The sequence below is a fragment of the Variovorax sp. MHTC-1 genome (assembly GCF_003984645.1).
Classification (GTDB): Bacteria; Pseudomonadota; Gammaproteobacteria; order Burkholderiales; family Burkholderiaceae_C; genus Variovorax.
In genome coordinates this window covers 1-11,063 of the sequence record NZ_RWKI01000043.1, presented here as the reverse complement: position 1 = coordinate 11,063, position 11,063 = coordinate 1, and the positions used below count along the sequence as shown (strand labels likewise).

13 protein-coding genes and 2 pseudogenes are annotated in these 11,063 nt (G+C 61.2%); 7 read left to right on the top strand and 8 right to left on the bottom strand.

Annotated elements, in window-relative coordinates; genetic code table 11:
* Nucleotides 1-62 precede the first annotated feature (62 nt).
* A pseudogene (locus tag EJI01_RS27725) lies at nt 63-566 on the top strand (transposase); the annotation flags it as partial.
* Between the two features lie 63 nt (nt 567-629).
* Complete coding sequence (locus tag EJI01_RS27720) at nt 630-1,214, top strand: plasmid pRiA4b ORF-3 family protein (protein WP_126840326.1); 585 nt, start codon at nt 630-632, stop codon at nt 1,212-1,214.
* Between the two features lie 941 nt (nt 1,215-2,155).
* Here EJI01_RS27720 and EJI01_RS27710 read toward each other — a convergent pair.
* Entirely contained in the window at nt 2,156-2,716 is a 561-nt protein-coding gene (locus EJI01_RS27710; protein ID WP_126840324.1) for a hypothetical protein, read from the bottom strand.
* 66 nt (nt 2,717-2,782) lie between these two features.
* On the opposite strand from EJI01_RS27710, the gene EJI01_RS27705 reads away from it, so the two are divergent.
* The gene (locus EJI01_RS27705) at nt 2,783-3,088 is read left to right on the top strand and encodes a hypothetical protein (RefSeq protein ID WP_126840323.1); all 306 of its coding nucleotides are present in this window, start codon (nt 2,783-2,785) and stop codon (nt 3,086-3,088) included.
* A 245-nt stretch (nt 3,089-3,333) separates the two neighbouring features.
* On the opposite strand, the gene EJI01_RS29000 is transcribed toward EJI01_RS27705, so the two are convergent.
* Nucleotides 3,334-3,486: a hypothetical protein gene (locus EJI01_RS29000; RefSeq protein ID WP_185879095.1), complete on the bottom strand. Its 153-nt coding sequence runs from the start codon at nt 3,484-3,486 to the stop codon at nt 3,334-3,336.
* A gap of 142 nt (nt 3,487-3,628) precedes the next feature.
* Nucleotides 3,629-3,793, bottom strand: a pseudogene (locus EJI01_RS29775) (DNA-binding protein); the annotation flags it as partial.
* 186 nt (nt 3,794-3,979) lie between these two features.
* On the opposite strand from EJI01_RS29775, the gene EJI01_RS27695 reads away from it, so the two are divergent.
* On the top strand, nt 3,980-4,210 hold the full coding sequence (locus EJI01_RS27695) for an antitoxin (protein ID WP_126840322.1): 231 nt from the start codon (nt 3,980-3,982) through the stop codon (nt 4,208-4,210).
* Nucleotides 4,211-4,615, top strand: coding sequence for a type II toxin-antitoxin system tRNA(fMet)-specific endonuclease VapC (locus EJI01_RS27690; RefSeq protein ID WP_126840321.1), 405 nt, complete (start codon nt 4,211-4,213; stop codon nt 4,613-4,615).
* Nucleotides 4,616-5,206: 591 nt separating this feature from the next.
* Here EJI01_RS27690 and EJI01_RS27680 read toward each other — a convergent pair.
* Nucleotides 5,207-6,343 (bottom strand): OmpA family protein, encoded by a 1,137-nt coding sequence (locus EJI01_RS27680; RefSeq protein ID WP_126840319.1) that lies wholly within the window; start codon nt 6,341-6,343, stop codon nt 5,207-5,209.
* 53 nt (nt 6,344-6,396) lie between these two features.
* Nucleotides 6,397-8,523 (bottom strand): Ig-like domain-containing protein, encoded by a 2,127-nt coding sequence (locus EJI01_RS27675; protein WP_185879094.1) that lies wholly within the window; start codon nt 8,521-8,523, stop codon nt 6,397-6,399.
* A 212-nt stretch (nt 8,524-8,735) separates the two neighbouring features.
* Between EJI01_RS27675 and EJI01_RS29520 the strand changes: the two genes are divergently transcribed.
* The gene (locus EJI01_RS29520) at nt 8,736-8,864 is read left to right on the top strand and encodes a hypothetical protein (protein ID WP_260602718.1); all 129 of its coding nucleotides are present in this window, start codon (nt 8,736-8,738) and stop codon (nt 8,862-8,864) included.
* Nucleotides 8,861-9,280, top strand: coding sequence for a hypothetical protein (locus EJI01_RS28995; protein WP_185879093.1), 420 nt, complete (start codon nt 8,861-8,863; stop codon nt 9,278-9,280). The genes EJI01_RS29520 and EJI01_RS28995 overlap by 4 nt, the downstream gene beginning before the upstream one ends.
* A 70-nt stretch (nt 9,281-9,350) precedes the next feature.
* Here the strand turns inward: EJI01_RS28995 and EJI01_RS27665 are convergent, their stop codons facing one another.
* The 3 genes from EJI01_RS27665 to EJI01_RS27650 form a co-directional block, all read right to left on the bottom strand.
* Nucleotides 9,351-9,851, bottom strand: a complete 501-nt coding sequence (locus EJI01_RS27665; RefSeq protein ID WP_126840316.1) for a GNAT family N-acetyltransferase — start codon at nt 9,849-9,851, stop codon at nt 9,351-9,353.
* On the bottom strand, nt 9,848-10,135 hold the full coding sequence (locus EJI01_RS27660) for a DUF1778 domain-containing protein (RefSeq protein WP_126840315.1): 288 nt from the start codon (nt 10,133-10,135) through the stop codon (nt 9,848-9,850). Before EJI01_RS27660 ends, EJI01_RS27665 begins: the two co-directional genes overlap by 4 nt.
* A 283-nt stretch (nt 10,136-10,418) precedes the next feature.
* Nucleotides 10,419-10,655 (bottom strand): MgtC/SapB family protein, encoded by a 237-nt coding sequence (locus EJI01_RS27650; protein ID WP_126840313.1) that lies wholly within the window; start codon nt 10,653-10,655, stop codon nt 10,419-10,421.
* Nucleotides 10,656-11,063 lie beyond the last annotated feature (408 nt).

Below are 11,063 nucleotides of genomic sequence, written 5' to 3'. Positions count from 1 at the left end.
ACTTGAACGCAGGATCGTAGTTGCTGCGCCGTTTCGTTACCACGCCCGCATCGCCCAGAGAGTCATTGTTCGCGGTGGAGACCGACATCCGCGGCAAGCCGCCCGATGAACGAAGACAGGAACGGCAGCGGCGGACTCGCCCGCTGCTGGATGCCCTGCGCGTGTGGCTGGGCGACACGTTGGGCCAGCTCTCGGCGAAATCGCCAATAGCGTTGGCCATCGGCTACACGCTGAGCAACTGGCGCGCGCTGGTGCGCTTCGTGGACGACGGGCGCATCGAGGCGCACAACAACGCGGCCGAGCGGGCGTTGCGTGGTGTCGCCATTGGCCGCAAGAACTACTTGCACCTTGGCTCTGACGCTGGCGGTCACAGCGCGGCGGCGATCTACACGTTGATCGGCACGGCCAAACTCAACGGCATCGATCCTCAGGCCTACCTGCGTCACGTGCTGGCACGCATCGCGGATCTTGAGAGCAACCGCATCGATGAGCTGTTGCCATGGGTGATTGCCGGCGAGGTCGGCCCCCACTGGCAAGGCGGCGACGGGCTGGCGCAGGCAACCTGAACGGCCCGAAGGCTGTCGTGGTCGGCGGCGCGCCAAGGGTGCGAGTTCGCTAGAGTAACGGCCATGAGCGCCAAGTCGTCCACCTCCTTGCCGAGCGCCACCCAGGCGTACCAACTTCATGTCGAGCTTGAGGGGGTCCACCCCAAGGTCTGGCGGCGACTGCTGGTGCCCATCACGATCAAGCTGCCGTTGCTGCACGTCATGCTTCTCTGGAGCACTGGCTGGGATGGCGGTCACCTGCATGAGTTCGTCTTCGGCGATGCGAACTACGGCCCGGTCGAGCCCACATGGGAACTGCCGGACGGCGTGCTCAACGAAGAGAAAGTAACGCTGAAGGCAGCGCTGGGTGCGCGCAAGACGTTCGTCTACGTCTATGACTATGGGGACAACTGGCGCCACCGGGTCAAGGTCGAGAAGATCATCGCGCTCGACGCGCCGATCTCGTTGGCTGTGTGCATCGCCGGCGAGAACGCGTGCCCACCCGAAGACGTCGGCGGTGCTCCAGGCTATGAAGAGTTCTTGGCCGCACTGGCCGATCCCAATGATCCAGAGCATGAGGATCTCAAGGAATGGATCGGCGGGTCCTTCGATCCAACCGCGTTCGACATCGCCGAGGTCAACAAGCGGTTGAGCCAGAGCGAGGACTGATCGTCAAGAACGGTAGTCGTCGGACTATTACTTCGGAAAGCACCTTGGGAGGTGAGCAGCGTCACCAACATCATGCCCCTTCGTTATCGCCATGCTCGATGACAGAGGGTGGTGCACGGCAAACGAAGAGGGTGGCCCTCAGTGCCACTCCAATGGGCCGCGGTGCGGCCGTCAACAGGGGTGAGCACCTAGGAACAGACGCCCCCGCACTGTGCGGGGGGCGGCGGCGCGCCTCAGAGTCTTATGGTCCCGTGACTGTGATGGCAGGCTCTAAGTAGCCCTCGAAGGTGAGGGTGTAACTAAAAGCCGTCAGTGAGGGGGAGCCCTCCAAAAGTACCTTGGTCCAATTCCCGTTGGGGCAGGTGGCTCTGCTCGTGAAAGTAGCATCCGACGGCCCAGTTAAACTAATCGGGGAGACAGTTAGCGTCCCGTTTCTAACTCTGGTGTCGGAATCGGACGAACTGGAGGTCGTGAATTGCGTCTTGACATCAACTATCTGACCGCCTCTGTTCCTGCACTGCACGGTGGCCGAATACGAGGCCGACAGGACCAGGTCGGCATCCGTGTTGCCGACACCGCCGATGGCGGTCCCGGTGCATGAGACGGTGAGGCCACTGACAGAGCATGTCGGCTCGCTAGAGCCCTGCGAGTAATGGGCTCCAGCTGGCGCCGTATTGCCGCCGAAATTGGTCACCGCCCACGCCGTGGGAAGGGCCAGGGCTCCGAGGGCACAAACCGCAATTGTGGATAGTTTATGCATACAAATAACCTCCATTCATTTGACAAATTGCTTAAACAAATCGTGCTATTGAATGTAGTCGGTAATTTTAAAAGCATAGGTTTCCCTAAATGGCCTCCTTTCGCTCAGCTTAATACGGCAGCGTTTTCACATACATGGTTGACCTGAGTGGGTCGGTGGCAATAACTTAGTTCATGCCGGCTCAAAGACTAATTAGTACGCGCACGAGATAGACCAACAATCCGGCGGCGATACCTGCCGCCAGCATGGTCGCCATCAGGTCGGGCGCTTCTTCTGTTCCGACATTCCGAATTGGCTTTGCGGAGGTCTCCCCAGGCGGCGCCGTAGATGCCTCCGAAATTGTGCTGAATGGGCTATAAATCGCTCCGCCATGACTTTCAGAAGCAGACTCGGCGAATTGCCCCGGCTCCGCGTCGAATTGTTCTGTTAACGGGTCCGGCGACAATGACGACGTCGCCTCAGGCGCAAACCCAGGCGCCGCACTTAATTGCGATGTCAGCGTCACAAGGCATAGCCCAGCCAACACTGCGCCTTTGACGGACAACATGGGCGTCGTGCAAACGTGTACTGACATGGGGCTGGCCTGAAAAATCCCCTTGTTCACAGTGAGCAGACAGTCGCGCGTGTAAGTAAAACGTTCTACAAATGTTATGCCCAGATGTCCATACGTCAAAAGTTCTATAATTACAGATTGCAACAGATGACGCGAAACCAAATGTTTTTGCTTCGTCGGCACCGTCATAGACCTGGGCCTTTGCTGCAATCTGTTCGATCAGGCTGCCCTGAAAGAGCTGCGCAGGCACACAACGTGCTCAAGAAACTCTTGGACGAATTCAGCCTGCCGCTGCCCTCGAACGGCAATACCCAGCTCCTTCGCCGGCTTGACCGAGAGGTGATTGAGTACATGTACAAGCTGCGCGAGAACGTCGATGGCGGCGTCAAGCTCTTGCCTTACCAAACGGTGCGTTCTGGCTTCGTCGAAGGCGATCCGCTCTACGAGGGGACGTCGATCTGCGCAAAGAACCACATCCAGACCGCGCTTGCATCAAGGGCTACTTCTTACCGCGCGCTTTGTCCTGAAAGGGCGGAGGTAGCCGACATTCAAGGCGCTTGAACTCCGCCAGAACTTCCCCACTTTCAGCACCTCAACTTGCAAAGCTGACTGTCCTTGCTGCGCCGGGTCGCATGGCCTTTGCAGCGCGATGGCACACGGCTTGCGTAGCATCTCTACATTCTGTGCGCCCGCCTGGCAGGCGCACCAGACTGAACCGGTTGTCTCCTCCACCCCTCTTGGTGGATTTACTCCCGGGGCGCGAGCCCCGGGAGCTTTCTCAAATCGATCCCGTCACCAATGGCGAGCTAGGCTTTGCCGCAGGAAGAGGACTTGCGTGTCCCAGGCGTCTTGCGCGCGGCCGCCAAAGTTCCGGCGAGCAGCGCGCGCGTCTCCGCATGCGCCTTCTTCTCTTCACCGAACTGTTGTTGGAGGTCGTCCAGGCGCTGCTGCAGCGCCACGCCTTGCGATTGAACCGCGCCTGTCAGTGGTCTTCCAATAATCCCCAACTGGGGATTATTGGAAGACCACTGACAGCATCATTGCCCGCCGCGAGATTTGCCGATGGATTCGCGCCGCCGGCCAGCCGTTGCCCGAGCGACGCCAGCGCTCGAGCACCGGGCTCACGGTGTTCGATGATCCGCGTCCGATCTTCTGCCGCACGCGCTCGACCATGGGCCGCAGGCCTTCGTGAAGCAGCACGTCGGCCGCGCCCCAGACGTCGTCTTCCTGGATCCCGCGGGAGGGTGTTTGTCGAACTTCAGCCATTTGACCCACGTACTTCCAAACGACCGCCATGCCCCGCCGAATATTTACCTCGATAAGGAGCGTTGTCGTCACCTCCGACCTGATCATTTTGAAGCGATGATGGTTGGTCTACCTGTAGCAGGGGCAGGGGATTGACACGGCTAGGGCGCATGTATATACTTTCTGTATATACCAAGGAGGCTCCCTATGACTTACGCCCGTGTTTTCCAGTCCGGGAACAGCCAGGCTGTGCGCTTGCCGAAGGAGTTTCGATTCACAGCCGAGCAGGTGGAGATCTTCCGCCAAGGCAACGACATCGTTTTGCGTGAGCGGCCCGTCAGTGCGGCCGCGATCTTTGACGCCCTCGTCGGCATGCCTGCCGACTTCATGGCCGATGGCCGCGGCGACAGCCCTCCCCAAGAGCGGGAGCCGTTTTGAATGGCCATTCACTACCTTCTCGACACCAACATCTGCATCTACATCGCCAAGCACACTCCCGCCACTGTTCGAGCGCGCTTTGAGCAACTTAGCGCCGACGTCCTGGCCATGTCCGTCATTACGCTGGGCGAACTGCAACACGGGGCGGAAAAGAGCCAAGCCCGTGCCAAGGCCCTGGCCGCGCTACGGCAACTGCAAAACGTCATCCAGGTCGCACCGCTTACGGAAGCAGTGGGCCAGCACTACGGCCAGATCCGCAGCGTCCTCGAGCGCAAAGGTCAGCCCATCGGCAACAACGACCTCTGGATCGCTGCTCATGCCCGCGCTGAAGGCTGGGTGCTGGTCACCAACAACGAGCGTGAGTTCTGCCGCATCGACGATCTGGTGATTGAAAACTGGGTCTGACGGCCCCGTCGACAACGCCCGACACTTCTGATCTTTCAATTCGATCATGCCTTCATCCAGCAGAGGTCCCGCTCCAGTTAACTCGCGCGGCCGTAGTGCGACAGAGCTTCGGACAGTTCACTCGATCTGCCGAGAGCTTCGTTGGATGGTTCGCAGCGGGCGATCTACCGGCATGAGGTCTTCGAATTGGCAGCGCGCTTTACGGTGCTCGCGCCCGCAAATCGACATCAGAGAGTTCACCGCTTCAGTCGTTCGGGCGATTTGCCGCGGCAGCATTTTGACGCCTCGCCGCTTTGGGACGGATTTTTCACGAAGTTCGGGGAACTGACTTGCTCTGGCAATTCCAGCGAGAATTCTTGACATTCGTCCGGATGATCCAGACTCAGATTGCGCGGGTCGATGGTTCTTCATTTCCTCACGCTGCGTGAGCGCGCCCTCCCGTGAGAATGACAAGAGTTCCATCACATCGTGTTCAACGAGGCTCGCGGAGCGGCGGGCGCTGAGCGCAGTTGGTTCAATAGCACGAACGAAGCGAACTTCCACGCGGGATAGCGGACGACAGGCTGAGATCAGTTCAGTCGCAGCACCGAATCACCGGATCCCGCTGACTTCGACTTCCACACGGCGATCGGGCTGCAGGCAGGCGATCAACGTCCTGCTGGGTCTGTTTCCCGTGCAAACCTCCAGTCGCGTCACAGGAGCCGATTCGCCTTTTCCCACGGCCGAGACTTTGGCGGCGGCGATCTGTCCGTTCGTCGTGAGATAGCCCTTCACCGATTCGGCCCTTCGCAGCGACAGCTTTCGGTTGTAGGCCGCCGAGCCGAGGCGATCGGTGTGACCCTCGACGTCGATCACATCGAACTGGGTGCCGGTCAGATCCGTCATGAACTGGTCGAGCGCGGCCCTTCCCTCGGGGCGGAGCGTCGACTGGTCGAAGTTGAACAACGAATCGGCGGAGAAACTCACCCGACGACTGGGTACCGCCACCACCGGCTCGGGGGCCGCCGCAGCTGATGCGGGCTCGGGCGCGGCCGCGATGTAGGTGGAAGCGACCGCCGCGCGTGGCGTCGGCGCAGGTACGCGCCCCAGTGGAAAAACCAGCGTCACGGAGAACAGGTTGATGTCGCCCTTGTTGCCCACGGCGTCGTTGATGCGGTAGCGTTCCACCTCTCCGCGTACCAGGAACGACGGGCTGAATTCGTACTGCAATCCAACGCCGAACTTGTAGTTGGTGTCGCGCTTGCTCGGGCTGGGATTGAGTACCTGGACAGTTCCTGTGCCGCTGAAACTGTCTCGGGCGTTGGCGACCTGGACGCCTACTCGGCCGATTGCCGAGAAACGTTCGCTGAGCGGCAGCGTGCCGACCACATCCAGGTTGAGACCTTGCAGCTTGATCTTGCCGTGCAGCGTGCCTGCAGGCGATGTGGTCGCCATGTATCCGAACTTGCCCAAGTTGAAGTAGCCGCCTTCGAGTGCGAGGTATCGATTGAACTGATAGCCGCCGAACAGCTTGAACGCTGCGTCGTGCTCATCAAGCGACATGGAGGTCGTGGAGAGCCCGGCGCCAAGCAATCCCGCGGTGATCCGTTCGTCGTCGATTCGGGAATGCGATTGGCCCACGGACAGGCCGCCATAGTAGTAGCCGCCCTCCTGTCCCAAGGCCGTGGTTGCAATGAGCGCGCCGACTCCGGCAAGACTCAACAGACGCAGGCTGCGGGTGGATTTCATAGCGTTCTTTGTTTTGGCCATACGAAGTCGGAGCGTGTGCACGGCTGTCGGCGTCACGGTGCGACGATGGTGGTGTTCACCATGGTCACCGATGCCGTGAGACCGATGGCACGCCCAGTCAACGTGGTTTGCAGGGTCTGGCCGGCGGTCGAGATCGTGACGCCTGCCGGCGCGATGATCGTGCCGATCATGGAGCTGCCGTCTTCAATGCGAGCGGCACTGCCGACCTGCCAGAACACGTTGGCGGCTTTGGCGCCGTTGATCAGGAACACGCGGCGCGGTACGGCGGGCAGGCCGACCGTCAGCTCAGCAGCGCTCTGGAACACCCAGCTTGCATCAGGATTGCCCTGCGCGTCGAGCGTCAAGTCGCCAGTCGTGATGGCGAACGTGCCGCCCGCTGCGGTATAGACGGCTGGCAGCAGGACGAGCCCGCCGAGTTGGCCCGCGCCCGGGTCGCTTCCAGCTGGCATGGCCGCCAGCGTGTTGTAGGCGGCAAGCGCATCCGCGCGCGCCTGCGTGGCGATGGCGAGGGTCGTGGTAGTTCCCGGTGCAGGCGGCGCGCAGAAGATGGTGCCGTTGACCCCACCGATGTTCAGCGGTGTTTCTGTGTAGACATTCGATGCGTCGTGAAAACCGGTCATCAGCGTACAAGCCGCTGTGGTGCCGAGGTGGCCGTTGATGATGGTGTTGACGCCCTGGTTCGTCACTCCGGCCGCGCCGCCGAATGCACCGAAGCCGGCGACCGTTTGCAAATCGACGACGGGGGCACAGCTCTGCGCGCTGGTCGTGAAGTTCCAGGTCCGGTCGGTCGCCAATGCATTGCCAGCCAGATCCTTCACGCCTGCGCTACCGGAAGCAATGGTGACGACCAGTGACGCACCGGCCGAGAAGCCGGTTGCGCCAACGGGGTTGAAGCTGGCGACCTGGCTGACGGAGTCATAGCTCACGACGCCTGCAACGGCCACCCCGTTGTCCGTCACCCTGAACGTCGTGGCGTCGAATGTCGTCCCGTCCATCGGCTCGCTGAAGGTGGCGTTGATGGATTGGGTTCGGCAGACGTTTGTGGCTCCGCTGACGGGGTTGATCAAGGTGACCGTGGGCGGAGTGGTATCGGCCGTGGCGCCGGTAGTGAAAGCCCAGACGTGGTTACCGGAATTCGGCGCCACTGCGGTGTTGCCGGCCAGGGCATTTCCTGCGCTGTCGGTTGCGCCTGCCGTGATCGTGGCGGTGAACGGGCTGTTGAGGGCCAACGTTGCAGGAGAGGAGGGCGTAAAGGTAGCTGTCCGGTTGGCGACCGAGTAGCTCACGTTTCCTGCCACGGGCGTTCCTAGGGCGGTGTTCGTCACTACGAAGCTGCTGCCGGCAAGCGAGGCCGGGTTCATGTCTTCATTGAAGGTGGCTGTGATCTTCGTATTGGTCGGCACGTTGCCAGCGGCTGCCGCAGGCACCACCACGATGACATTGGGCCGTGTTGTGTCTGCGAGAGCGCCGGTGCGAAAGCTCCATACAAAGTTGCTTGCCAGAGCCAGGCCGGTGGTGTCCTGGGCTGCCGTCGTGACGGTAGCCACGCATAGCGTGTTCGGCGGAAGTGCGGTCGCAGGCGTCAAGGTCGCCGCCCGCGTCGCGGCGTCATAGGAGACAGTTGCGCTGGTGGAAGTGCCAGCCGGACAGGCCAGCGTGAAGCTCGCCGCATTGAGGCTTGGCGCCGCCATGGGCTTGCTGAAGGTGGCCACGACGCGGCTGTTGGTCGCTACGCCGCTGACCGGCGGATTGCTCCCAGTCGGAGACGTGCTTGTGACGACCGGCCCGACGACGGAAGCCACCGGAGGAGTGCCCAGTATGGGGTCTAGGCCTCCGCCGCCGCCGCCCCCGCAACCGACCATAAAGGCAACCACTAGAGCGGTGAACCCTCTTGCTGGGGATTTGAGACTCAGCATATTGTTCATTTGTTTTTTCCAGCGGGTCGCCGCAGGCCATCGTTTTCTAAGTGGACGCCGGAATCTATATAGGAACCATGAGGCCGTCGGTGCACTAACCCACATAAGGGTCTGACAATCGAAGCGGCGAGGTCGCAATTCGATCAGCTTCGTGGCAGCGAGCACGCCGCACTTCGCAATGTCCTCATCATCAATGAAGGCCATTGGTAGCTGAGCTTCGCAGAGGCGCTTCAGCAGTTGCATTGGCATCGCTGGTCCAGAGAGCGGCTCGAATCGGCGCATGCTGAGCGTTCGCGGTCATTGCGTTGATCCTGCCCTTGGGCAAACAGGCAGAGTGCACGCGCACTTGCCACGGGTCGGTGCGTTACCGCACATCGGACCCAAGTGAAGTGAATCTCCAACGAAGCCTTCGCGGCTCAGGCCTACGCGGTCGCCGTGTAGTCAAGGTCGCTTTCATGATTGGTGAGAAAGCAGGTGGCCGGCGCCAGCGCGAACCTGGTCACCCGGCGGGGCAGGCCTGCCAGATCGCACTCGTCGTCGAACTCGACCAGCAGTTCCTTGGCCCTGACCTGCTGTGGCGATGACGTGGTTATTGGTCAGGAAGAGCGTCGGCGAGACGCATGAATCCGGTGCCGAGCCCCTGACCGTCCTGCGTGACGACGCGAGCAACGGCTCTGGCTGCCCGAGCCCCACGCTCCAGAAACGCCACGTCAACAAAATCGATGGTCCTACCCCAGACCTTTTCGGCGCCGGAAGCACTCGCACGCTGCGCTGCTTCGTCGATCGGCAGGCCGGTGCGGCGCTGCATCACGGCAACGCGGCGTCGCACCTCCGGCTCGGCATCGCCGGGGCGGCCAGCGGAGATCGTTTGAAGCGATTCCCGGATCTGGTGCTCCTGTTGCTCGAGCCGCGCCTGAGCTGCGACATTACGACTTTGCTCCCACAGCTGCGAGCAGGGCAAGCCTTGTTATGTCAAAGAGGGAGCGCATTCGATACCTGATATCACCCGGTCGCGGATACGAGTCATCCACTCCGCCAACATTCAAGGAGAACGGGCCTTCGCGGCCCGCTCAGTTCTTCTTCGCAAGCGTCGCAATTGGAAGGACGAAGGTCAGTGGGTTGCTACTGAATGCAGTGAAGCCGTGATGCTCGTAGAACGCGGCTGCAACCTCATCCTTGGCATCGACAACCAACGCGAAAACGCCCATGCCCGACTGCATTGCGCGCAGCCCTGCATCCCACAGCAGCGCCGCTCCAAGTTGCCTTTTCTGAAACGCAACGCTCACGGCGAGACGGCCAATGCGTGCCACAGGAACAAGGGGATAGCGCGGCAACTTCTTTACCATCGTCACGGAAAGGTCCGTGAGGGGCACGCTGCTTGCTGCCAGGGTGTAGTACCCGGCGATCGCATCCAATTTCGTGTCGATGGCGACATAGCATGCGCTGGTGCGGCGGCGTATGTCCTGCGACGCTTGCTCACGCAGGTACTTGTCGAGCGCATCGCTCCCACAGACAAAGCCTGCGCGGTCATGGTCGGGCGCAAGCCCTTCTATGCGGAACTGAACTGTCACCGCGAGGAAGCGATCAATTTCTTGTGTGCCTTAGCCGCGCGTGCCATCGCAGGAGGGAGCGCAGGGGGATCGAGCAGCAATGCGGCAAAGCGCTGCTGTTCTTCCATCGAGAGTCGAATAATCTGCGTCTGCTCAATCGTGCGACGCGCGGCTTCTTGCGCGGCCCCGACGAGGAAGTCACTGATGCTGCGTCCTTCGATTTCTGCGGCGCGTCGGACCACTGCCAGGACATCAGGCGCTATGCGAGCTTCGACACGCTCGGTTCGGGTGGTATCGGTGGACATGGAAGACCTCTCTGCTCTAGAATGTACGGTATTTTGCCGTACAACGTCAAGAGGAGAAGATCTTCCCCCTTCCAAGGTCTGAACTCAGGAACCACTGGTTGAGATAGGTCCCTTTCGACGGTTCGCTCGGCAGATATTCGATGAGTTCCGCCAGGCCGCTCGCCGCGATGACCGCCTGGGGATCCGCAAGGTGCAAGGGCAGCCACCCGCTGGCGCTCCAGCGAGCCCGGAAGCGAAGCGCCACGCCCACTAGCGTCGAAACGACACTCATCGTTGCGGACGATCACCACGCTGCGGACAGTTCCTCTGACTTGAGCTTGTCCACGAGCTCCGCCAGGAGCTTGATGTCGAGGCGTTGCTCGCTCGGGGAGGCCAGCTGCCAATCGTCTCGGACGTCCTTGCGCGGCTGCGAATGCGCTGCGCCGAGTGCGACAAACATGAGAACCGCACCGGCCACGCATTCGAGCGAGAACGTCCTCAGCCCCGACGAGCGGCTGCGGTGTTGCGGTGCGATTGCCATCCAAAGTCTCCGAGTTCACGTTGATGCCAGCGCCGTGCTCATCGGCCAAGACCAGCATGCTGCATGCTTTCGTTGCATGTGAGTATTCCAGAAGCCCATTCACAAAATCCCGCGGATAGGAGGCTGGTTCATTCGGCAAGCGGGTTTTGAGGATCTTGTCTCGAACTTGAGACACGGCGGCGGCTTACATCGAATCTGGGTGGATTCGGCGATATTGGTTCGCGGAGGTGTGCCGTGTGTGCCGTGCCCTCGTTTCCGCTCGACGCGCCAGTTCCCGAGCGACCTTTGTCCGGCGCCTCGTCCGAAGCGCCTTTCCAGCGGCCGCGCGCCTTCATCAGCATCCGCGGCGTGCGCCTGCCGCGTGCCGAACTCGTCGACCGCTTGCTCTTCGCACCCGAGCAGCGCGAG

Coding starts and splice junctions, on each gene's coding strand:
- EJI01_RS29520 (WP_260602718.1), top strand. CDS start 8,736: ATGATTGGTGAGAAAGCAGGTGGCCGGCGCCAGCGCGAACCTGGTCAC.
- EJI01_RS27720 (WP_126840326.1), top strand. CDS start 630: ATGAGCGCCAAGTCGTCCACCTCCTTGCCGAGCGCCACCCAGGCGTAC.
- EJI01_RS27690 (WP_126840321.1), top strand. CDS start 4,211: ATGGCCATTCACTACCTTCTCGACACCAACATCTGCATCTACATCGCC.
- EJI01_RS27650 (WP_126840313.1), bottom strand. CDS start 10,655: ATGGCAATCGCACCGCAACACCGCAGCCGCTCGTCGGGGCTGAGGACG.
- EJI01_RS28995 (WP_185879093.1), top strand. CDS start 8,861: ATGACGTGGTTATTGGTCAGGAAGAGCGTCGGCGAGACGCATGAATCC.
- EJI01_RS27680 (WP_126840319.1), bottom strand. CDS start 6,343: ATGAAATCCACCCGCAGCCTGCGTCTGTTGAGTCTTGCCGGAGTCGGC.
- EJI01_RS27695 (WP_126840322.1), top strand. CDS start 3,980: ATGACTTACGCCCGTGTTTTCCAGTCCGGGAACAGCCAGGCTGTGCGC.
- EJI01_RS27675 (WP_185879094.1), bottom strand. CDS start 8,523: ATGCAACTGCTGAAGCGCCTCTGCGAAGCTCAGCTACCAATGGCCTTC.
- EJI01_RS27710 (WP_126840324.1), bottom strand. CDS start 2,716: ATGACGGTGCCGACGAAGCAAAAACATTTGGTTTCGCGTCATCTGTTG.
- EJI01_RS27660 (WP_126840315.1), bottom strand. CDS start 10,135: ATGTCCACCGATACCACCCGAACCGAGCGTGTCGAAGCTCGCATAGCG.